The organism is Catellatospora paridis, from assembly GCF_009720365.1.
Classification (GTDB): domain Bacteria; phylum Actinomycetota; class Actinomycetes; order Mycobacteriales; family Micromonosporaceae; genus Catellatospora; species Catellatospora paridis.
Genome location: NZ_ML769314.1, coordinates 766,917 through 787,239 on the forward strand (window position 1 = coordinate 766,917; position 20,323 = coordinate 787,239).

The 20,323-nt window shown below is 70.6% G+C and carries 17 protein-coding genes; 9 read left to right on the plus strand and 8 right to left on the minus strand.

The annotated features are described in order from the left end of the window. Positions 1-96 precede the first annotated feature (96 nt). A complete protein-coding gene (gene acnA, locus F9C41_RS12520) occupies positions 97-2,835 on the minus strand; it encodes an aconitate hydratase AcnA (protein WP_155386837.1) in 2,739 nt (912 codons plus the stop codon). Positions 2,836-2,974: 139 nt separating this feature from the next. Here acnA and F9C41_RS12525 point away from each other — a divergent pair, with 139 nt between their 5' ends. The 3 genes from F9C41_RS12525 (at position 2,975) to F9C41_RS12535 (ending at position 5,212) form a co-directional block, all read left to right on the plus strand. Beyond that, entirely contained in the window at positions 2,975-3,334 is a 360-nt protein-coding gene (locus F9C41_RS12525) for a VOC family protein (protein ID WP_155386838.1), read from the plus strand. Between the two features lie 69 nt (positions 3,335-3,403). Beyond that, positions 3,404-4,048 (plus strand): LysE family translocator, encoded by a 645-nt coding sequence (locus F9C41_RS12530; RefSeq protein WP_155386839.1) that lies wholly within the window; start codon positions 3,404-3,406, stop codon positions 4,046-4,048. Between the two features lie 159 nt (positions 4,049-4,207). Next, complete coding sequence (locus tag F9C41_RS12535) at positions 4,208-5,212, plus strand: pirin family protein (protein ID WP_155386840.1); 1,005 nt, start codon at positions 4,208-4,210, stop codon at positions 5,210-5,212. A gap of 83 nt (positions 5,213-5,295) precedes the next feature. On the opposite strand, the gene F9C41_RS12540 is transcribed toward F9C41_RS12535, so the two are convergent. Further along, positions 5,296-5,466, minus strand: coding sequence for a hypothetical protein (locus F9C41_RS12540; RefSeq protein WP_155386841.1), 171 nt, complete (start codon positions 5,464-5,466; stop codon positions 5,296-5,298). Between the two features lie 258 nt (positions 5,467-5,724). On the opposite strand from F9C41_RS12540, the gene pulA reads away from it, so the two are divergent. Then, complete coding sequence (gene pulA, locus F9C41_RS12545; protein ID WP_155386842.1) at positions 5,725-11,469, plus strand: pullulanase-type alpha-1,6-glucosidase; 5,745 nt, start codon at positions 5,725-5,727, stop codon at positions 11,467-11,469. Between the two features lie 58 nt (positions 11,470-11,527). Here pulA and F9C41_RS12550 read toward each other — a convergent pair whose 3' ends face one another. From F9C41_RS12550 to F9C41_RS12560, 3 genes are all read right to left on the minus strand, one after another. Further along, positions 11,528-12,112, minus strand: a complete 585-nt coding sequence (locus F9C41_RS12550; RefSeq protein WP_155386843.1) for a calcium-binding protein — start codon at positions 12,110-12,112, stop codon at positions 11,528-11,530. 153 nt (positions 12,113-12,265) lie between these two features. Further along, positions 12,266-12,679, minus strand: a complete 414-nt coding sequence (locus F9C41_RS12555) for a hypothetical protein (RefSeq protein WP_155386844.1) — start codon at positions 12,677-12,679, stop codon at positions 12,266-12,268. Between the two features lie 184 nt (positions 12,680-12,863). Beyond that, complete coding sequence (locus F9C41_RS12560; RefSeq protein ID WP_155386845.1) at positions 12,864-14,309, minus strand: aminopeptidase P family protein; 1,446 nt, start codon at positions 14,307-14,309, stop codon at positions 12,864-12,866. A gap of 72 nt (positions 14,310-14,381) precedes the next feature. Between F9C41_RS12560 and asnB the strand changes: the two genes are divergently transcribed. The 4 genes from asnB (at position 14,382) to F9C41_RS12580 (ending at position 18,007) form a co-directional block, all read left to right on the plus strand. After that, positions 14,382-16,397 carry an asparagine synthase (glutamine-hydrolyzing) gene (gene asnB, locus F9C41_RS12565; protein WP_155386846.1) on the plus strand — a complete coding sequence of 672 codons (2,016 nt, stop codon included), beginning with the start codon at positions 14,382-14,384 and terminating at the stop codon, positions 16,395-16,397. 154 nt (positions 16,398-16,551) lie between these two features. Beyond that, positions 16,552-17,001, plus strand: coding sequence for a hypothetical protein (locus F9C41_RS12570; protein ID WP_155386847.1), 450 nt, complete (start codon positions 16,552-16,554; stop codon positions 16,999-17,001). A gap of 9 nt (positions 17,002-17,010) precedes the next feature. Beyond that, the gene (locus F9C41_RS12575) at positions 17,011-17,433 is read left to right on the plus strand and encodes a hypothetical protein (RefSeq protein WP_155386848.1); all 423 of its coding nucleotides are present in this window, start codon (positions 17,011-17,013) and stop codon (positions 17,431-17,433) included. Then, complete coding sequence (locus F9C41_RS12580) at positions 17,420-18,007, plus strand: carboxymuconolactone decarboxylase family protein (protein WP_230689521.1); 588 nt, start codon at positions 17,420-17,422, stop codon at positions 18,005-18,007. The genes F9C41_RS12575 and F9C41_RS12580 overlap by 14 nt, the downstream gene beginning before the upstream one ends. 77 nt (positions 18,008-18,084) lie before the next feature. Here the strand turns inward: F9C41_RS12580 and F9C41_RS12585 are convergent, their stop codons facing one another. Both F9C41_RS12585 and F9C41_RS12590 read right to left on the minus strand, forming a co-directional pair. Beyond that, entirely contained in the window at positions 18,085-18,936 is an 852-nt protein-coding gene (locus tag F9C41_RS12585) for an MBL fold metallo-hydrolase (protein ID WP_155386849.1), read from the minus strand. Next, positions 18,933-19,319 carry a thioesterase family protein gene (locus tag F9C41_RS12590; RefSeq protein ID WP_155386850.1) on the minus strand — a complete coding sequence of 129 codons (387 nt, stop codon included), beginning with the start codon at positions 19,317-19,319 and terminating at the stop codon, positions 18,933-18,935. Before F9C41_RS12590 ends, F9C41_RS12585 begins: the two co-directional genes overlap by 4 nt. 180 nt (positions 19,320-19,499) lie before the next feature. On the opposite strand from F9C41_RS12590, the gene F9C41_RS12595 reads away from it, so the two are divergent. After that, on the plus strand, positions 19,500-20,126 hold the full coding sequence (locus tag F9C41_RS12595) for a hypothetical protein (protein ID WP_155386851.1): 627 nt from the start codon (positions 19,500-19,502) through the stop codon (positions 20,124-20,126). Positions 20,127-20,131: 5 nt separating this feature from the next. Here F9C41_RS12595 and F9C41_RS40645 read toward each other — a convergent pair whose 3' ends face one another. Further along, positions 20,132-20,296, minus strand: coding sequence for a hypothetical protein (locus F9C41_RS40645; RefSeq protein WP_196279726.1), 165 nt, complete (start codon positions 20,294-20,296; stop codon positions 20,132-20,134). Positions 20,297-20,323: the final 27 nt, after the last annotated feature.

Here is a 20,323-nt window from a genome sequence, read left to right on the forward strand (position 1 = left end):
CGCCCCAGCTCACAGCGCCGAAACAGAAGGAAGGGCACCTTCCACAACGCATAGCGTTAAGAAGGTGCCCTTCCGTTGGTCCTTGCGCGGGACGGGTCAGCTCGCGAGCATCCGGCGCAGGACGTAGTGCAGGATGCCACCGTGGCGGTAGTAGTCCGCCTCGCCGGGGGTGTCGATGCGGACGACCGCGTCGAAGGTGACACCCGTGTCGGTGGTGACCTTGACCGTCTTCGGGGTGGTGCCCGAGTTGAGGGCCTCCACGCCGGTGAAGGTGAAGGTCTCGGTGCCGGTCAGGCCGAGCGACTCGGCGGTGTGCCCGGCGGGGTACTGCAGCGGCAGCACGCCCATGCCGATGAGGTTCGAGCGGTGGATGCGCTCGTACGACTCGGCGATGACGGCCTTGACGCCCAGCAGCGCGGTGCCCTTGGCGGCCCAGTCCCGTGACGAGCCGGAGCCGTACTCCTTGCCCGCCAGGATGACCAGCGGGATGCCGGCGGCCTGGTAGTTCTGGCTGGCGTCGTAGATCGTGCTGACCGGGGCGTCCGCGACGGTGAAGTCGCGGGTGAAGCCGCCCTCGGTGCCGGGCGCGATCTGGTTGCGCAGCCGGATGTTGGCGAACGTGCCCCGGATCATCACCTCGTGGTTGCCGCGGCGGGAACCGTACGAGTTGAAGTCCTTGCGGTCCACCCCGTGCTCGGCCAGGTACTTGCCCGCCGGGGAGTCCGCCTTGATGGAGCCGGCGGGGGAGATGTGGTCGGTGGTGACCGAGTCGCCCAGCTTCGCCAGCACCTTCGCGCCCGCGATGTCGCTCACCGGACCCGGCTGCGCCGCCATGCCCTCGAAGTAAGGGGGCTTGCGCACGTAGGTCGAGTCACCGGCCCAGGCGAACGTGTCACCGGTCGGCGTCGACAGGCCCTGCCAGCGCTCGTCGCCCGCGAACACGTCGGCGTAGTCCTTGGTGAACATCTCCGCCGAGATGGACTTGTTGATGGTGTCCTGGACCTCGGCCGGGGTCGGCCAGATGTCGCGCAGGTACACCGGCTGCCCGTCGGCGTCGACGCCCAGCGGGTCGCTGGACAGGTCGATGTCCATGGTGCCGGCGATGGCGTACGCCACGACCAGCGGCGGGGACGCCAGGTAGTTCATCTTGACGTCGGGGTTGATCCGGCCCTCGAAGTTGCGGTTGCCGGACAGCACCGACACCACCGCGAGGTCGGCCTCGTTCACCGCGGCGCTGATCTCCTCCGGCAGCGGGCCGGAGTTGCCGATGCAGGTCACGCAGCCGTAGCCGACCAGGTGGAAGCCGAGCTTCTCCAGGTACGGCACGAGGGCGGCCTTGTGGTAGTAGTCCATGACGACCTTGGAACCGGGCGCCAGCGTGGTCTTCACCCACGGCTTGGCGCGCAGGCCCCGCTCGACGGCCTTCTTGGCCAGCAGCGCCGCACCCAGCATGACCTGCGGGTTCGACGTGTTGGTGCAGGAGGTGATCGAGGCGATCACGACCGCGCCGTGGTCGAGCTGGTACGTGGTGCCGTCGGCGGCGGTGACCGGCGTCGGCTTGCTGGCCCGGACGACGCTCTGCGCGGGGGAGTCCGAGGCCGGGAAGCTCTCCTTGCCCGCCTCGTCGTCGTCCTCGTCGTCGACGTAGTCCGGCAGCACGGCCCGGAACGCGGTCTTGGCGTTGGTCAGCTCGACGCGGTCCTGCGGGCGCTTCGGGCCGGCGATGCTCGGGACCACGGTCGCCAGGTCCAGCTCCAGGTACTCGGAGTAGGACGGCTCGATCGACGGGTCGTGCCACAGGCCCTGCGCCTTGGCGTACGCCTCGACCAGCGCGATCTGCTCGGCCGAGCGGCCGGTCAGCTCGAGGTAGGCGATGGTCTCCGCGTCGATCGGGAAGATCGCGCAGGTGGAGCCGAACTCGGGGCTCATGTTGCCGATGGTGGCCCGGTTGGCCAGCGGCACCGTGGTCACGCCGGGGCCGTAGAACTCGACGAACTTGCCGACCACGCCGTGCTTGCGCAGCTGCTGGGTGATGGTGAGCACCAGGTCGGTGGCGGTGGTGCCCGAGGGCAGCTCGCCGAACAGCTTGAAGCCGACGACCTTGGGGATCAGCATGCTGACCGGCTGGCCGAGCATCGCGGCCTCGGCCTCGATGCCACCGACACCCCAGCCCAGCACGCCCAGGCCGTTGACCATGGTGGTGTGCGAGTCGGTGCCGACCACGGTGTCCGGGTACGCCTGGCCGTTGCGCGGCATGATCACGCGGGCCAGGTGCTCGATGTTCACCTGGTGCACGATGCCGGTGCCCGGCGGGACGACCTTGAACTCGTTGAACGCGGTCTGGCCCCAGCGCAGGAACTGGTAGCGCTCCTGGTTGCGGCCGTACTCGATCTCGACGTTGCGCTCGAAGGCGTCCTGGCGGCCGAACACGTCGGCGATGACCGAGTGGTCGATGACCAGCTCGGCCGGGGCCAGCGGGTTGACCTTCGAGGCGTCGCCGCCCAGGTCGCGCACGGCCTCGCGCATGGTGGCCAGGTCGACGACGCAGGGCACGCCGGTGAAGTCCTGCATGAGGACGCGGGCGGGCGTGAACTGGATCTCCACGCTGGGCTCGGCGGTCGGGTCCCAACCACCCAGCGCGCGGATGTGATCGGCGGTGATGTTGGCGCCGTCTTCGGTGCGGAGCAGGTTCTCCAGCAGGATCTTCAAGCTGAAGGGCAGCCGCTCGTGGCCCTCCACCTTGGTGATCTGGAAGATCTCGTAGCCCGCGTCACCGACGCGCAGCTCACTCTTGGCACCGAACGTGTCGAGGCTCGCCACGTCGTACTCCTTCACAGCGGGTCTGTTACAACCTGAAGTCTTTCGCAGAGGCTGGCACGCAAGCAGGTAAGGCAAGGCTTACTGGCTGCGCCGCCGTCACTCAAACCGTACGTCCGTCTTGTTTGACGCGCAAGTCCGTGCCAGACTCCGGGATGTGATTCACCACGTACAGGTCGCCTGCCCGCGGGGCAGCGAGGACGTGCTGCGCGGCTTCTACGTCGGCGTCCTCGGCATGACCGAGAAACCCAAACCCCCGGTGCTCGCGGTCCGCGGCGGCTGCTGGTTCGTCGACGAGTACGGCAGCGAGCTGCACCTCGGCGTCGAAGACGACTTCCGCCCCGCCCGCAAGGCCCACCCCGCCCTCCTCCGACCCGACCTCGACGACCTCGCCGCCCACCTCACCGCCGCCGGCTACCCGGTGACCTGGGGCGACGACGAGGTCCCCGGCATCCGCCGCTTCCACACCGAAGACCCCCACGCCAACCGCCTCGAATTCGTGCTCGTCGAGCAGTAGGCGGGCGGAGGGCCACCGGGTGTGGATTGGTGCTCCACCACGGGCATCAGGCGGTGAAACGATCCGGTCATGATCTCAACGGGCGCGGTCCTCGGGGTGTTCGCGGTGGCGCTGGCCATGGTGCTCACCCCGGGGCCGAACATGATGTATCTCGTGTCACGCAGCATCACCCAGGGTCGGCGGGCGGGGCTGATCTCGCTGGCCGGGGTCGCGGCGGGCTTCCTCGTCTACCTCACGGCCACGAACCTCGGGCTGTCCGCGCTGTTCGTGGCGGTGCCGTCGCTCTACCTCGCGGTCAAGCTCGCCGGTGCCGCATACCTCGGCTGGTTGGCTTTCAAGACCTTGCGACCCGGCGGCGTATCGGTGTTCGAGCCCACCGCGCTGCCGCCCGACTCGAACCGGCGGCTGTTCACGATGGGGCTGGTCACCAACCTGCTCAATCCGAAGATCGCCATCATGTACCTCTCGCTGATTCCCCAGTTCATCGAGCCCGAGGCGGGGCACGTGCTGGCGCAGGGGTTCGCGCTCGGCGCGGTGCAGATCGCCGTCGCGGTCACCGTCAACGGGCTGATCGCCCTGGCCGCGGGCACGATCGCGGGCTTCCTCACCGGCCGCCCGGTCTGGCTGCGCGTCCAGCGTTACCTGATGGGCACGGTCCTCGGCGCCCTCGCCCTCCGCATGGCCACCGACCACGCCCGCCCCACGCCCGCCTGACCACCCCCGCCCGGGGTGATCATGAAGTTAGGGCAGCGACACGCCGCCGAACCTGCCCATAAGTTCATGATCAGCGCGGAGGGCGGGGGGGGGAATGTTGGTGGATCGTTGACTGTTCAACTATTGTCAGGGGAACGAGCTAGTACAGAGGAGGGCGTCATGCCTGCCGTTACCGTCGATGACCTGTTGGTGCTGCCCCGGGTGCCCGTGCCGGGCGAGGCCGCGGTCGAGCGGAAGGTCACGTCGGTGACCGCCGCGCCGTCGGGGTTCGAGGGGGAGGGCTTCCCGGTGCGCCGCGCGTTCGCCGGTGTCGACCTGAAGGCCCTGGACCCGTTCATTCACATGGACCAGATGGGCGAGGTCGAGTACGCGCCGGGTGAGCCGAAGGGCACCCCGTGGCACCCGCACCGGGGCTTCGAGACGGTCACCTACCTGCTCGACGGCATCTTCCGGCACCAGGACTCGCACGGCGGCGGCGGCTTGATCTCCGACGGCGACACCCAGTGGATGACCGCGGGCAGCGGCCTGCTGCACATCGAGGCTCCGCCGGAGGAGCTGGTCATGTCCGGCGGTCTGTTCCACGGCTTCCAGCTGTGGGTCAACCTGCCCGCGAAGATGAAGATGTCTGCGCCGCGCTACCAGGACATCCGGGCCGGCCAGGTGTCGCTGCTCAGCTCGCCCGACGGCGGCGTGCTGCTGCGCGTCATCGCCGGCGACGTGGCCGGGCACCCGGGGCCGGGCGTCACGCACACCCCGATCGCGCTGGTGCACGCCACGCTCGCGCCGGGGGCGCAGCTGCGGCTGCCGTGGCGGCCGGACTTCAACGCGCTGGTGTACACGCTGGCCGGATCCGGTTCGGTCGGCGCGGACAGGCGGCCGGTGAAGCTGGGCAACCTGGCCGTGTTCGGGGCCGGTGACGTGATCACCATCGAGGCCGACGCGTCGCAGGAGAGCCGCAACGCGGCCGGCATGGACGTGCTGATCCTCGGCGGGCAGCCGATCCGCGAGCCGGTGATGGCGTACGGCCCGTTCGTGATGAACACGAAGGCCGAGCTGGTCCAGGCGTTCGAGGACTACCAGGCGGGCAAGCTGGGCGTCATCCCGAGCGAGCCGCGCCGGGTCGACGTGGGCGACGGCGACCACCCGGGCCACGACGTCCTCTGAGCAGGGCCTTCGGGCCTCATGAGTGAGGAAGGGCACCTTCTTGACGCTGAGCGTCAAGAAGGTGCCCTTCCTTCTGTCCGGGTTCAGGGGACCGGGGGCAGGGGTGGGAGGGGGACGGGGAGTTCGGGGAGGCCGGGGATCGGGGGGAGGCTCGGGTCGACGGGCAGGCCGGGTGCGGCGCCGCCGAGCACGATGGAGATCAGGCTGGCCAGCAGGTCGTTGATGCTGGTCAGCAGTTCGGTGATGGCATCCACGGGATCCACCTTCCGTATGCGGTCGTGGAGGTGTACGACCGATTAGGACCATTTGATAGCTAATACCCGACATGTGGCAAGGGTTGACCCGCTTCCGGAGGACCACGGGCGGGGGAGGGTGCTGGCGGCGATCTTTCAGGTCTCTGCTGCCAACACGTCAAAGATTGCAAGGCCTTGCGGAAACATTTCAGTTACCCGTATGTTGCGGCTGTTGCTCGTGTGACGCCCCCGACACTTCACCCCTCCCGGAGAAGGCCCATGGCAGCCCTACGCGCCCTCGTGCGCCCGGCACTTCGCAAAGAGTTGAGAACCACCCGGACCCTCCTGATCGGACTGCTCGCCCTGGTGTTGGCCGCGGCCCCGTTCGCGGTGGTCCGCGGGCTGACCGGCGGCGGCCCCGCGCAGTGGGTGCAGGCCGGTGACACCTACTGGGCCGACGAGCCCGCGGCGGCGGCGCTCGCCGCGGCCGGTGCGCCGCAGCGCAAGGCGGAGCAGTTCTACTTCGTGCTGCCGGACCGCTTCGCCAACGGAGACCCCCGCAACGACAAAGGCGGCCTGTCCGGCGACCGGCTCAAGACCGGCCTGGACAAGACGGACAAGGGCTTCTACCACGGCGGCGACCTGGCCGGCCTGATCGACAAGCTGGACTACGTCGAGGGCCTGGGCACCACCGCGATCTGGCTCGCGCCGGTGTTCCAGAACCGGCCGGTGCAGGGGGTCGGCGCGGACGCCTCGGCGGGCTACCACGGCTACTGGATCACCGACTTCACCCAGGTCGACCCGCACTTCGGCACCAACGCGGACCTGAAGAAGCTGGTCAAGCTCGCGCACCAGCGCGGCATCAAGATCTACCTCGACGTCATCGTGAACCACACCGCCGACGTCATCGCGTACGAGGAGAACCAGTACTCCTACGTGGACAAGAAGACCAGCCCGTACACCGACGCGCAGGGGCGGGCGTTCGAGGACGTCAACTACGCCGACGGCAGGAACGGGTTCCCGAAGACGGACGGCACGTCGATGCCGTACACCCCCGTCTTCAAGAGTCCTGCCGACGCGAAGGCCAAGACGCCCGCGTGGCTGAACGACCCGACGATGTACCACAACCGCGGCGACTCCACCTTCTCCGGTGAGAACAGCACGTACGGCGACTTCTTCGGCCTGGACGACCTGTGGACCGAGCGGCCCGAGGTGGTCCGCGGCATGACCGAGGTCTACTCGGACTGGATCGAGTCCACCGGCGTGGACGGCTTCCGCCTGGACACCGCCAAGCACGTGAACATGGAGTTCTGGCCGCAGTTCAGCCAGGGCATCGCGGTCAACGCCCGCAAGGCCGGCAAGCCGGACTTCTTCATGTTCGGCGAGGTCTACTCGGCCGACCCGACGGTCATGTCGAGCTACGTGCGGCAGGGCCGCCTGCAGGCGACGCTGGACTTCGGCTTCCAGGCCGCCGCGCAGGGCTTCGTCACCGGCGGCTCCGGCCAGGGTCTGGCCGACGTGTACGCCGCCGACGGCATGTACACCTCGCCCGGCACCGACGCGTCCACCCTGCCGACCTTCCTCGGCAACCACGACATGGGCCGCATCGGCACGTTCATCCGCAACGTCGAGGCGGACGCCGCGGCCGCGCTGCAGCGCGACAGGCTCGCGCACGAGCTGATGTTCCTGACCCGCGGCCAGCCGGTCGTCTACTCCGGTGACGAGCAGGGCTTCACCGGCAACGGCGGGGACAAGGACGCCCGGCAGGACATGTTCGCCAGCCAGGTCGCCGACTACCTCGACGACGACCTGCTCGGCACCGACCGCACCCACGCCTCCGACTCCTTCGACACCGCGCACCCGCTCTACCGCGCGATCGCCGAGCTGGGCGCGCTGCGCAAGGCGCACCCGGCGCTGCGCGACGGCGTGCAGGTGACCCGGCACGCGGGCGACGGCGTGTTCGCCTTCTCCCGCATCGACCCGGCACAGCGTTTCGAATACCTGGTGGCCTCGAACAGCGGCACCGCACCGAAAACCGTCACCGTGGACACCGCGACGGCGGGTGCGGCGTTCGGGCAGCTCTACCCTGCGGTGGGCGACGGCGCGACAGCCGGCGCGGACGGCAAGGTCACCATCACGGTCCCGGCGCTGTCCAGCATCGTGCTGCGCGCCGGCCGGGCCCTGCCGAGCGCGGGCGACCCGCAGGTCGCGATCACCTCCCCGGCGGCGGGCGCGAAGGTGGCCACCCGGGCCGCCGTCACCGCCCGCGTCACCGGCGACCCCCTGTCCACGGTCACCTTCGCGGCGCAGGTCGGCGACGGCCCGTGGAAGCTGCTCGGCACGTCGAACGCCGTCGGCGAGCACACCGTGCACCACGACCTGACCGGCCTGGCCGGCGGCACGACCGTCACCTACAAGGCCGTCGTGCGCGACAGCACGGGCCGCACCGCGTCGACGACCAGCGCCATCACCGTGGCCTCGCTCGCGCAGGCCGCGCAGCGCGAGTACGTGCTGGTGCACTACCAGCGCGGCGACGGCGACTACGACCCGTGGGGGCTCTACACCTGGGGCGACGTCGACGGGTCGATGCAGCACCCGTGGCCGCAGGGCCAGCCGTTCGCCGGGCAGGACTCCTACGGCCGGTTCGCCTGGGTGAAGGTCAAGCCGGGCGCGACGAACGTCGGCTTCCTCGTGGTCAACGGCTCGGGCGGCAAGGACGTCGAGGCCGACCGCAGCGTCGACCCGAGCCGGGTCGGCGAGATCTGGCTGAAATCCGGCGACGCGGCCGTCTACACCTCGCGCGCCGCGGCCACCGGCAAGGTCGACATGCACTACCGCCGGACCGACGGCAATTACGCGGGCTGGGGCCTGCACCTGTGGGGCGACGGCCTGGCCGCCGGGGCGGGCACCGACTGGTCCGCGCCCCGCCAGCCGGACGGGACGGACGCTTTCGGCGCACACTGGAGTGTGCCCGTCGGCGACGTGACCAAGCCCGTGAACTTCATAGTGCACCAAGGTGACGCGAAGGACCCGAACGCCGATCTCGCCATGGACATGGGCGTCGGCGAGGCATGGATCGCGTCCGGCGACGCCACCGTGCACCCGACCCGGGCCGCTGCCGAGCACACCGCGGTGCTGCACTACCGCCGGGCCGACGGCAACTACGACGGCTGGGGCCTGCACCTGTGGGACGGCAACGCCAACCCGGTCGAGTGGGGCAGCCCGATGCTGCCGACCGGCACGGACTCCTTCGGCGCGTACTGGCGGATCCCGCTGGTCGACGGCGCGACCGGGGTCAACTACATCATCCACAAGGGTGACGAGAAGGACCTGCCGACCGACCAGCGGCTGAACCTCGCCACGTTCGGCAACGAGGCGTGGATCCTGTCCGGGCAGCAGGCCTACCTGCGGCCGTCGGTCAAGGGCGCGGCGCTGGACATCGACCTGACCAGGTCGTCCGCGCAGTGGCTGGACCGGGGCACCATCGCCTGGCCCAAGAAGGACCCCGACGGCAAGGTGTACGACCTGGTCGTCGCCCCGAACGGCGGACTGTCCGTGGTGGACGGGGCGCTGGCCGGCGACTTCACCAAGATCCGGCTGTCGGCGTCGGGCGGCCTGTCCGAGGCGCAGCGGCAGAAGTTCCCGCACCTGTGGGCGTACGGCGCGTTCGACGTGAACGCCACGCTGGCGAGCATCAAGAACGCGCTGCGCGGGCAGCTCGTGGTCGCCGAGAGCGACCACGAGGGCAGGCTGTTGTCGGCGACCGGGGTGCAGATCCCGGGCGCGCTCGACGACGTCTACTCCGCCGCGACCAAGGCGGTGCTCGGCCCGGTGTTCGCCAAGGGGCGGCCCAGCCTGGCACTGTGGGCGCCGACCGCGAAGGACGTGAAACTCCAGCTGTTCGACACCCCGTCGGCGACGCCGCAGACCGTGTCGATGCTCCGCGATGACAACACCGGCGTGTGGAAGGTCACCGGGTCCGGCGACTGGACCGGCAAGTACTACCGGTTCCAGGTCAGCGTGTGGCAGCCCGCCAAGGGGCAGGTCGTCACCGCGTCGGTGACCGACCCGTACGCCGTCGCGCTGTCGGCGAACTCGACGCACAGCCAGCTGATCGACCTGGCCAAGCTGCCGGGCGCGGCGGTGAAGGCCCCGTCCTACACGGGCCGGGCGCAGATCCAGGAGCTGTCGGTGCGGGACTTCTCCGTCGCGGACAGCACGGTGCCGCAGGACCGGCGGGGTACGTACGCCGCCTTCACCGACCCGCAGACCGCGGGCATGCGGCACCTGAAGTCGCTGGCCGACGCCGGGGTCTCGCACCTGCACCTGCTGCCGGTGTTCGACTTCGCGACGATCCCCGAGAAGCGGACCGACCAGCAGCAGCCCGCCTGCGACCTGCCGTCGCTGGCCCGGGACTCGTCCCAGCAGCAGGAGTGCGTCGGCGCGGTCGCCGCGACCGACGGCTACAACTGGGGCTACGACCCGCTGCACTACACCGTGCCCGAGGGCGGCTACGCGACCGATCCGGAAGGCAAGGCGCGCAACGTCGAGTTCCAGTCCATGGTGGACGGCATCCACCGGGCCGGGCTGCGGGTGGTGCTGGACGTCGTCTACAACCACACCTCGGCCGCGGGCGACGACCCGAAGTCGGTGCTGGACCGGATCGTGCCCGGCTACTACCAGCGGCTGCTGGAGGACGGCACGGTGGCCAACTCCACCTGCTGCGCCAACACCGCGCCCGAGAACGCGATGATGGGCAAGCTGGTGGTGGACTCGCTGGTCACCTGGGCGAAGACGTACCGGGTGGACGGGTTCCGGTTCGATCTGATGGGTCACCACCCCAAGCAGAACCTGCTCGACGTGCGGGCGGCGCTGGACAAGCTCACCCTGGCCAAGGACGGGGTCGACGGCAGGGCGATCCTGCTCTACGGCGAGGGCTGGAACTTCGGCGAGGTCGCGAACGACGCCCGGTTCGAGCAGGCCACCCAGGCCAACATGGCGGGCACCGGCATCGCCACGTTCAACGACCGGCTGCGTGACGCCGTGCGCGGCGGCGGGCCGTTCGACGACAACCCGCGGGTCCAGGGCTTCGCGTCCGGGCTGTTCACCGACCCCAACGGGGACGCGGTCAACGGCACGGCCGCGCAGCAGAAGGCGCGGCTGCTGCACCAGCAGGACCAGATCAAGGTCGGTCTGACCGGCAACCTGGCCGGGTTCACCTTCACGGACTCGGCAGGCAACAAGGTCAGCGGCGCGGAGGTGGACTACAACGGCGCGCCTGCCGGATACACCAAGGCCCCGGCGGAGGCCATCACGTACGTCGACGCGCACGACAACGAGATCCTGTTCGACGCGCTGGCCTACAAGCTGCCCGCGGCCACCCCGGCGCTGGACCGGGCCCGGGCGCAGGTGCTGGCGCTGTCGACGGTGGTGCTCAGTCAGGGCACCGGGTTCGTCACCGCGGGCTCGGACCTGCTGCGCAGCAAGTCGCTGGACCGCAACTCGTACAACTCCGGCGACTGGTTCAACGCCATCCGCTGGGACTGCGCGAGCGGCAACGGGTTCGGCCTCGGCCTTCCCCCGGCGGCCGACAACGAGAGCAAGTGGGCGTACGCCAAGCCGCTGCTGGCGGATCCGTCGCTAGTGCCCTCCTGCGAGGCGATCAACCTCGCCGGGGAGCGGTTCGCGGAACTGCTGCGGGTCCGTGCGTCCAGCCCGCTGTTCTCCCTGCGTACGCAGGCCGAGGTGCAGCAGGCGGTGTCGTTCCCGCTGTCCGGGGCGGCCGAGACCCCGGGCGTGATCACCATGGTGATCAAGAAGGACGGCAAGACGGTCGTGGTGGTCTTCAACGCCACGACGTCGAGCACCACGCAGACGGTCGCGTCGCTGAAGAACGCGCGGCTGGGCCTGCACCCGGTGCTGGCCGCCTCGGTCGACCCGCTGGTGCGCCAGTCCGGGTACGCCCCGGTCACGGGCGCGTTCACGGTGCCGGGCCGTACCGTGGCGGTGTTCGTCACGAAGTGACGCGGAGTGGGGGCGGACCGTCGTGTGCGGTCCGCCCCCACCTGTGTTCAGGGCCGGATCAGGGGCAGCCGGGTCCCGTGGACGGGCGGATGCACGTGTCGGTGCCGGTGCCGCCGTCATTGGTGTTCGTGCCGTCGCCGCCGTTGAGCAGGTCGTTGTTGGCGCCGCCGAACTGGCTGTCGTTGCCGCCCCCGCCCAGCAGGTAGTCCTCGCCGTTCCCGCCGATCAGGACGTCGGCGCCGGCGTCGCCGCGCAGGTAGTCGTTGCCGTCGGCCCCTTCGAGGGTGTCCGCGCCGTCGCCGCCGACGAGGTAGTCCGCGCCCGCGTTGCCGCACAGCAGGTCAGCGCCGCCGCGGCCGTCGATGTAGTCGTTGCCGCCCAGCCCGAAGATCACATCGACGCCCGGGGTGCCGACGATGTAGTCGGCGCCGTTGGTGCCGACCCTGGTCGGCGTGGCCGTCGCACAGGTCACCAGGGCCGACGCGGCCTGCTGCCCGGCGTTGGACCCGTCATCGGGGACCAGCGCGCCGGCCGTGGTCGGCCCGGCCAGGCCGCCCGCCAGCATGCCGGCCGCGACCATCAATCCGGCCGCCGCCGCGCGCGTCCATCCACGGCGACCTTGGAACACACTCTTCGCGAGCATCGCTCACCCCCGGGCGGACCGTTCACGCCGGGCGGTGACCTGCCCCGTGCAGGTCGGCGTGTGTCTTGGCCGTCCGATGTGCTCCAACGCGAAGCCTCTGACCAGGTTACGGCCATGATCTGGACGTATGTCCGGGCGAGACGGCGCGCCGGGTCACGGGTTGTGGGTTGGCGGCGGCATGACGGAGCGGGGCGGGGGAAGGTGCGAGCCGTCGACCAGCGGGCGGTCGCCGACCGGTTCGGCCAGTTCCAGCCGGTAGGGCGTCGCGGGCATGTCCGGGCACCTGGAAAGTCCGTCGACCCTCGCGATGCGGATGACGACCACGATCCGGTCCGGCAGGTAGTCGACCTCCGGAGGCTGAATGCGGTCGGTGACGGGTGCGCCGCCCGAGCAGCCGCGCTCGCTGACCAGGATGTCGATGCTCGTCGCGGCCGGATCCGGCGGCTCGGCCGAGGCGGCCCGCCACGGGGCCATCGGCTCATCGGGCTCATCGAACTCAGGGAACCCGCAGCCGACCAGCGTGGTGAGCACCGCCGCCAGCAGCAGCCCGGTCAGTGTCCTTCGCATCTGCCATCCTTCCCGCACGAGCAGGGCGGGCGCCCCGTGTGGGACGCCCGCCCTGAACATCGAACCCTGCCCTTCAGACGCAGCGGAGCGCCCGGGCGGATGCCATCGATCATGAAGTTGTGTCAAGGACACGCCGTCGAGCCGTGCCATAAGTTCATGATCGACGCGGGGTGGGTGGGGTGGGTCAGCCGGGGAGGCGGGGGCCCTGGTCGCGTTGGGTGGCGAACCAGGACTCGACCTCGGTGGAGGTGCGGGGGAGGCCGGCCGAGAGGTTGACGGCGCCGTCCTTGGTGACCAGGACGTCGTCCTCGATGCGGATGCCTACGCCGCGGAGTTCGGCGGGGACCAGCTCGTCCTCGGGCTGGAAGTACAGGCCGGGCTCGACGGTGAGCACGTAGCCCTCGTCCAGCGCGCCGTCCTTGTACTTCTCGTGCCGGGCGTGCGCGCAGTCGTGCACGTCGATGCCGAGCATGTGGCCGAAGCCGTGCAGCGTCCACCGGCGGTAGACGGTGGACTCCTTCGACATCGCCTCGTCCACGCTCACCGGGAGGATGCCCAGGTCGTGCAGGCCCTCGGCGAGCACCCGCATGCAGGTGGTGTGCACGTCGGCGAACTTGACGCCCGGCTTGATGAAGTCCATGCCGGCCTGCTGCGAGGCGTGCACGATGTCGTACACCTGGCGCTGCAGCGGGGTGAACGTGCCGCTGACCGGCAGGGTCCGGGTCACGTCGGCGGTGTAGAGGTTGCGGTTCTCCACGCCCATGTCCAGCAGCAGCAGCTCGCCCGGGGTGGTGCGGCCGTCGTTGCGGATCCAGTGCAGCACGGTGGCGTTGCCGCCCGCGCCGACGATCGAGCTGTACCCGACGGTGTTGCCGTCATGGCGGGCACGCAGGCCGAACACGCCGTCGATGAGGCGCTCGGAGATCGCACGGTCGGCCGGGATGACCCGGGCCACGTCCTCGAAGCCGCGGACGGTCGCGTCGATCGCGTCCTGCAGCTGCGCGATCTCCCACTCGTCCTTGACCAGCTTCATCTCGGAGATGGTGTACGACAGCTCGCGGTCGCGCTCCGGGGTGGTGGCCCGGACCAGGCCGTCCACGTGAGGGTCGAGGTTGCGCAGCACCCGGGTGCGGCCCGGCGCGAGGTCGTTCAGCACCTCGGCCAGCGTGTCCAGGTGGGCGGTCTCGACGCCCAGCTCGGCGGACTTCTCGCGCAGCGTGTGGCGGCGGCCGATCCACAGCTCGCCGTAGCGGCGGTCCTTGAAGAACTCGTCGGTGTCGCGCGGGGAGCGCGGGCGCACGTACAGCACCGCGTCGTGGCCCGAGCCGTTGGGCCGCATGACCAGGACGCTCTCCGGGTCGTGCTCGCCGGTGAGGTAGACGAAATCGCTGCCCGGACGGTACGGGAAGTCGGTGTCGTTGGCCCGCACCATCTCGCGCCCGGACGGGATCACCAGCGTCTCGCCGGGGAACGCCGCTGACAGCGCCGAGCGCCGCTTGGCATGGTTCGGGGCCTCCGCCCGCAGGGTCACCGGGAGCTCGGTGTCGCTCCATCCGGTGCGCATGAACTGCAGGAACTTCTCCGGGTACGCAGGGTCGTGCGACTCGGTGCCCTTCTTCTCTTCAGTCATATTGCCGCCTCCGAGCATGGTCTTCGTGTGTTCCGAGCCTATCGCCCGCTGGTAGCTGGCATGATTGCCCACGTGTGTGGACTTTTGGCCTTTTTCAGTAGTCAGGGCACGGTTGATGCGTACTCGGGCCCCCTTCGCGAGGCCCTGGAACGGATGCACCACCGGGGTCCCGACGACACCGGCCTGGACGTCGTCGACACCGACGCGATCTTCGCGCACAAGCGGCTGGCGATCATCGACGTCGAGTTCTCCAAGGAGCCGCTGCCCTGGTCGCCGCCCGGCCCCGACAGCGCGGACTCGGCCGAGGCCCGCTACCTGCTCACCTTCAACGGGGAGATCTACAACTACGTCGAGCTGCGCCAGGAGCTGATCGACGAGCACGGCGCGAAGTTCGCCACCCAGGGTGACGGCGAGGTCATCGTGGCGGGATACCACTACTGGGGCGAGGCGGTGCTGGACCGGCTGCGGGGCATGTTCGCCTTCGTGATCTGGGACCGGCAGGAGCGGCTGGCCTTCGGCGCCCGCGACGGCTTCGGCATCAAGCCGCTGCACTACCTGCAGACCGTGGACGGGCTGTTCCTGGCCAGCGAGAAGAAGGCGCTGCTGCCGTTCGCGCCCAGCGCCGCGGCGGGCAACGCGGGCATCGACCCGGTGCAGTTGTCACACCTGCTGACGTTCCAGTACGTGCCGGAGCCGCACACCCTGCACTACGGCATCGAGCGCATCGGCTCGGGCGAGTGCCTGACCTGGCGGCCGGGCCCGGCCGGCGAGCGCACCGGCGGGGAGCTGACCAAGCGGCGCTGGTTCCGGCCGGTGCTGCGCCCGCAGCTGTCGGTCGACGACCCGCGGCGGCTGTTCGCGCAGATCCACGAGACGCTGCGCGAGAGCGTACGGCTCCACATGCGCTCGGACGTGCCGGTCGGCGCGTTCCTGTCCAGCGGCATCGACTCCACCGCCGTGGTGGCGCTGGCCCGGGAGTGGAACCCGAACATCCTGACCTTCACGGTCGGTTTCGACGTGCCCGGCTACTCCGAGATCGACGTGGCCCAGGAGTCGGCCCGGCACCTGGACGTGACCACCATCCCCACCAAGATCGGCGCCAAGGAGATGATGGAGGCGCTGCCCCGCATCATCTGGCACCTCGACGACCCGGTCGCCGACCCGTCCCTGGTCCCGCTCTACCACGTGGCGCAGACCGCGGCGAAGCACGTCACGGTGGTGCTGTCGGGTGAGGGCGCGGACGAGTTCTTCGGCGGCTACGGCATCTACCGCGAGCCGCTGTCGCTGGCCCCGCTGACCCGGCTGCCGCACTCGTTCCAGCGCGGCCTGCGGGCGCTGTCCAAGGCGATCCCGCGCGGCATGCGCGGCAAGAGCTACCTGGAACGGGGCACCATCCCGCTGACCGAGCGCTTCAGCGGCAACTCGCGGATCTTCACCGAGGACGCCGAGATCCGCCGCCTGCTGCGCCGCCGGGAGTCGGTCGAGGCGGCGGCCCGCTTCACCGACGTGACCGCCCCGCTGTACGCCGAGGCGGCCGGCGACGGCCTCGACGACGTGGCCACCATGCAGTACGTCGACATCCACACCTGGCTGCGCGGGGACGTGCTGGTCAAGGCCGACCGGATGTCCATGGCGCACTCGCTGGAACTGCGCGTGCCGTTCCTGGACCGCGAGGTGTTCGCCGTCGCCTCGAAGATCCCGCTGGAGCTCAAGGTGCCGCCGCGCTCCAACGCGACGAAGTACGCCATGCGCAAGGCCCTCGAACAGGTCGTGCCGCCGGCCATCGTGAACCGGCCGAAGCTGGGCTTCCCGACCCCGACCCGGGTCTGGCTGGCGGGCGAGATGTACGACTGGGCCCGGGAGATCCTGCACACCTCCGGTGCCGACGACCTGCTCGACCTGTCCTATGTCGACGGGCTGCTCAAGGAACACCGGGCCGGGGGGGCCGACAACTCCCGCAAGATCTGGACGGTGCTGGTCTTCTGCGTGTGGCACTCGATCTTCGTGGCCCGCACCCTGGACCCGGGCGTCGGCCGCAACGAATCCGCGCTGCTGACGAAACCTGTCGTCGGCTCGATGGTTTCCTGACTGTTACCACCGTGCCATGCTGGCTCTGACATCCATCGCCGACGCCGATGTCCGCGGCGGTCCGCTCTCCAGCGGGTCGCCCGTTTCGGCGGTCGGGGAAGCGGTCAGGGGAGGCGGGATGGCACAGGCGGTCCTCTGTGGAGTCTCGTCCCTGTTGAGACCCGACGCGCTCGTGGCCGCGCGAGGGCTCTGGCGTACGCCGGGGCCCTCGCGGCTGTTCGACGCCGGGGTCACCGGCATGCCGGACTCGGCGCTGCCCTGGCTGCGGGAACTGGTCGAGGAGTTCTGCCGGGACGCCGATCTGACCGTGCTGGGCATCGCCGACGTGACCCGGCTGTTCGGGCCGGTCCCGCCGCTGCGGGCGGCGCGGCGGCTGCGGGCCATGGGCCGTGGCGCGGTGCTGCTGGCGTGCGGTCCGGCCGTGTCGGTCCTGATCTGTGACGACCCGGGCGGCAGGCCCCGCGCGGACGGCCCCACGGACATCCTGATCGGACTGCCGGTAACGCCGACGTTACCGAACCTGCAGGCCGCGCTGGGTTCCGGCGGTGTGCCGTGGGACGCACCGGGCTGGTTGGATCTAGCGGAGAAGGCCGCTGCGGCCTAAGGTGCCATGGTGCCCCTCGTACCTGACACGGACAACGACGACACCGCGCCCGAAAGCCTCTTCGCCGTATTGCGCCACGCGGTGCTGGACGGTCCCGGATCGACGCCGTCGCGGGTGCGCCACGTCGTCGCCCACGCCAAGCTCGACGAGGTCTCCCACGAGTTGCGCGGCTACGTCGACACGATGCGCGAGCACGCCTGGCGCAGCACCGACGAGCAGGTGCGCGACCTGCTGACCGTGGGCTGGTCGGAGGACCAGGTGTTCGAGCTGACCGTCGCGGTGGCGCTGGGCGCCGGGCAGCGGCGGCTGGACGCCGGGCTGGCCGCGATCGCACGGGCGCAGACCCGGCAGGCGACCGAGCCCGTCACCGCGGTCCCCGCCCAGGCGGCGGCCTGGCCGGTCGCGGAGGTGACGCGGCATGCGGCTGCCTAGCCTGAGCCGGTCCTGGCGCTTCAGCGACCGGGTGAAACTGAAGATGATCCGGATCGCCAGCGGGCGGCCGCCGGCCGACATCCTCAAGATCCTGCACTACCGCCGGGAGTTCTTCGGGGAGCCGTTCACCGCCTGGGTGCACCAGGTGCTGCGCGGCCCGTCCGAGTGGAGCATCGGCGAGCGCGAGCTGATGGCCACCTTCGTGTCGAACCTCAACGAGTGCCGCTTCTGCGCGGGCAGCCACGGCGCGATCGTCGACGCGACGCTGGGGCCGGAGTTGACCGCCGCGGTGCTGGCGGACTGGCGCACCGCGCCGCTGCGGGCCCCACTGCGAGCGGCGTTCGCGCTGCTGGAGACGCTGACCCTGCAGCCGGGAGAGGTCGGCCCGGAACTGGTCGAGGCCGCCTACGAGCACGGCGTCACCGAGCAGGGGGTGCGCGACGTGGTGCACGTCTGCGCGATCTTCTGCACCATCAACCGGATCGCCGACGCGGTCGACTTCGCGATCCCGGACGACAAGGGCTTCCAGGGCGACGCCTACCAGCTGCTCAAGCGGGGCTACGCGATCAGCTGAGCGAGCGCAGCGAGCGAATCATGAGGTTCGAGGCTGCTCATGCCGCCGACGAGCACAGCGAGGAGAAGGGCAAGAGCTCAGCCGATGGTGTTCGGCGTGGCGGCGTCCAGCTGGGCGTAGCCGCGCCGGACCGCGTGCTCGGCCTCGCGCAGCCCGGCCTCGCCCCAGCGGGCGAGTGAGCTGGTCGCGGCCACCTTGACCACGTCGCCGCTGTCGCGGTGCGCCTCGCGGATCAGCCAGTCCAGGGCGGCCAGCTCGCCGTGGGCGATGGTGAGGAACTCGGCGTCGACGGGTTCGCCGTGGCCCGGCACCACCACCGTGTCCGGCCCGACCGTCCGGGACAGCGCCAGCAGCGTCTCCGGCCAGTCCAGCGGGTACGAGTCGGCGAACCCCGGCGGGGCGCCCTCCTCGACCAGGTCCCCGGCGACGAGCACGTCGTCGACGCGTACCACCAGGTCCCCGGCGGTGTGGCCGCGGCCGTGCCAGGACAGGCGCACCAGCCGCCCGCCGATGTCGATCAGGTCCTCGCGCTCCACCGCGCTGTCCGGCACGCGCAGCGTCACCCGGCCCAGGTCGCGGGCGATCTGCTCGTCGTCGGCCAGCAGCTCCTGCTCCCAGGAACGCTGCCACTCGCGGCCGTGCTCGCGCAGCTCGCGAATGCACTCGCGGTGTCCCCAGATCGGGGTGGCGGGCCCGGCCAGCGTGCCGTTGCCGAAGCAGTGGTCGAAGTGGAAGTGCGTGTTCACGATGCCCAGCGGCTTGGTGGTGACCCGGAGCACCGCCTCCTGCAGCTCACGGGCCTGTGACTCGGTGGACAGCGTGTCCACCAGCAGCGCACCGGTCTCGCCCGTGATCAGCGTGCAGTTCACCCGCAGGTACGGGTACACCAGCACGAACACCCCGTCGGCGATCTCGGTGAACTCGGTCATGACGTCGTCGCCTTCTCCACGAAGCGGTGCCGGTCCACCAGGACCCGCTCCACCCGACCCTCCGCCGCCACGGTCTCGCCGTCGCGCACGGTCACCTCGAAGGTGAGCTTGCGGCCGTCGACCTTCGTCAGCAGCGCCTCCGCCACCACGGTACGGCCTACCGGCGTCGCCGACCGGTGATCCAGCTCGACACGCACCCCGACCGTGGTCTGCCCGGACTCCAGCACCCGCGCGGTCGTCGCGACCGTGGCCGCCTCCGCCAGCGCGACCACCCGCGGTGTGCCCAGCACCGGGACGTCGCCCGAGCCCAGCGCCTGCGCCGTGTCCGCGTCACTCACCGTCAACTGCACCTTCGCCGTCAGGCCTGCCGTGAGCTGCTGCATGCGCCACAGCCTAGGCGCTCGCGGTGCCGCCCGCACGCTCCGCGCACCGCCGTCACCGCCCGCCGGACCGCCTGCCGCGACGGTGAGCAGGCCGCGCGCCGAGGCGGCCGGGCGGCGATGTCACCCCGGCGGGGCGGCGGAATCCGCGGTCGCGCGGCACAGTGGCGGTACACATTGGAGGTGCCCGTGCTGGTCGACTTCGACGGGGAGCGTCTGGAGGTGGCGGCGGCCGCGGGGCTCACCGCGTCGCACGCCGAGCAGATCCGGCAGGCGGTCTACGACGGGCGGTTGCTGCGCTTCCCCGACCCGGCGTGGCGGTGCGCCTACCTGGGCGCGGGCGAGGAGAAGGCGTGCTTCGGCGTACGCGACGCCGACGGGCGGATGTTCGTGCTGGAGGTCATCGACGAGCGCACCTACCTCAACGGGCGCTTCGTCGGCGGGACCTACTTCGGCGACCACCGGGTGCCGGGGCTGTCCGGCGTGCCGAAGTCCGCGCGGGCGACGATCGGGCTGCGGTTCACCGGCCTGGTCAAAGCCCGGCAGTGGGTGCACGGCCACGAGTGGGCGCGCTTCCCGTGGCGTTCGGACCGGCGCAGCCGTCTCGACGCACTGCTCAGCGCATACCTGCGGCTAGTCCTCGGCGGCCGGTACGACCGCTACCGACGGCAGTACTCCGACGTGCATGAGCGCAACGTGATGTTCGAGGTGCGCCCGGCCCGAGCCAGGGGAGTGCCGGTGCTCGCCCGGGAACTGTCGGGCCGGATCCGGCTCGTACGGGTCGGCCTGCAGCCGATCGACCTACGCTGAGCGGGTCAGGCCGCGGCGACCCAGTAGAGCTGCTTGTGCCCGCGGGCCTCCATCTCGGCGGCCAGCGCCTCGGCCTCCTCGCGGGTGCCGCACCGGCGCACCTCGTACCGGTTGCCGTTGTCGTCCTGCCGCCACACGATCCAGCGCTGCGGACCATCGGCAGTGTGCACGTGACTCCTCCCGCCGCGGCCTTCCTG

Excerpts from the sequence above, each read along its gene's own strand:
- F9C41_RS12530 (WP_155386839.1), top strand. The coding sequence starts at position 3,404 with ATGATCTCAACGGGCGCGGTCCTCGGGGTGTTCGCGGTGGCGCTGGCC.
- F9C41_RS12535 (WP_155386840.1), top strand. The coding sequence starts at position 4,208 with ATGCCTGCCGTTACCGTCGATGACCTGTTGGTGCTGCCCCGGGTGCCC.
- pulA (WP_155386842.1), top strand. The coding sequence starts at position 5,725 with ATGGCAGCCCTACGCGCCCTCGTGCGCCCGGCACTTCGCAAAGAGTTG.
- F9C41_RS12550 (WP_155386843.1), bottom strand. The coding sequence starts at position 12,112 with ATGCTCGCGAAGAGTGTGTTCCAAGGTCGCCGTGGATGGACGCGCGCG.
- F9C41_RS12555 (WP_155386844.1), bottom strand. The coding sequence starts at position 12,679 with ATGCGAAGGACACTGACCGGGCTGCTGCTGGCGGCGGTGCTCACCACG.
- F9C41_RS12560 (WP_155386845.1), bottom strand. The coding sequence starts at position 14,309 with ATGACTGAAGAGAAGAAGGGCACCGAGTCGCACGACCCTGCGTACCCG.
- F9C41_RS12580 (WP_230689521.1), top strand. The coding sequence starts at position 17,420 with ATGCGGCTGCCTAGCCTGAGCCGGTCCTGGCGCTTCAGCGACCGGGTG.
- F9C41_RS12585 (WP_155386849.1), bottom strand. The coding sequence starts at position 18,936 with ATGACCGAGTTCACCGAGATCGCCGACGGGGTGTTCGTGCTGGTGTAC.
- F9C41_RS12590 (WP_155386850.1), bottom strand. The coding sequence starts at position 19,319 with ATGCAGCAGCTCACGGCAGGCCTGACGGCGAAGGTGCAGTTGACGGTG.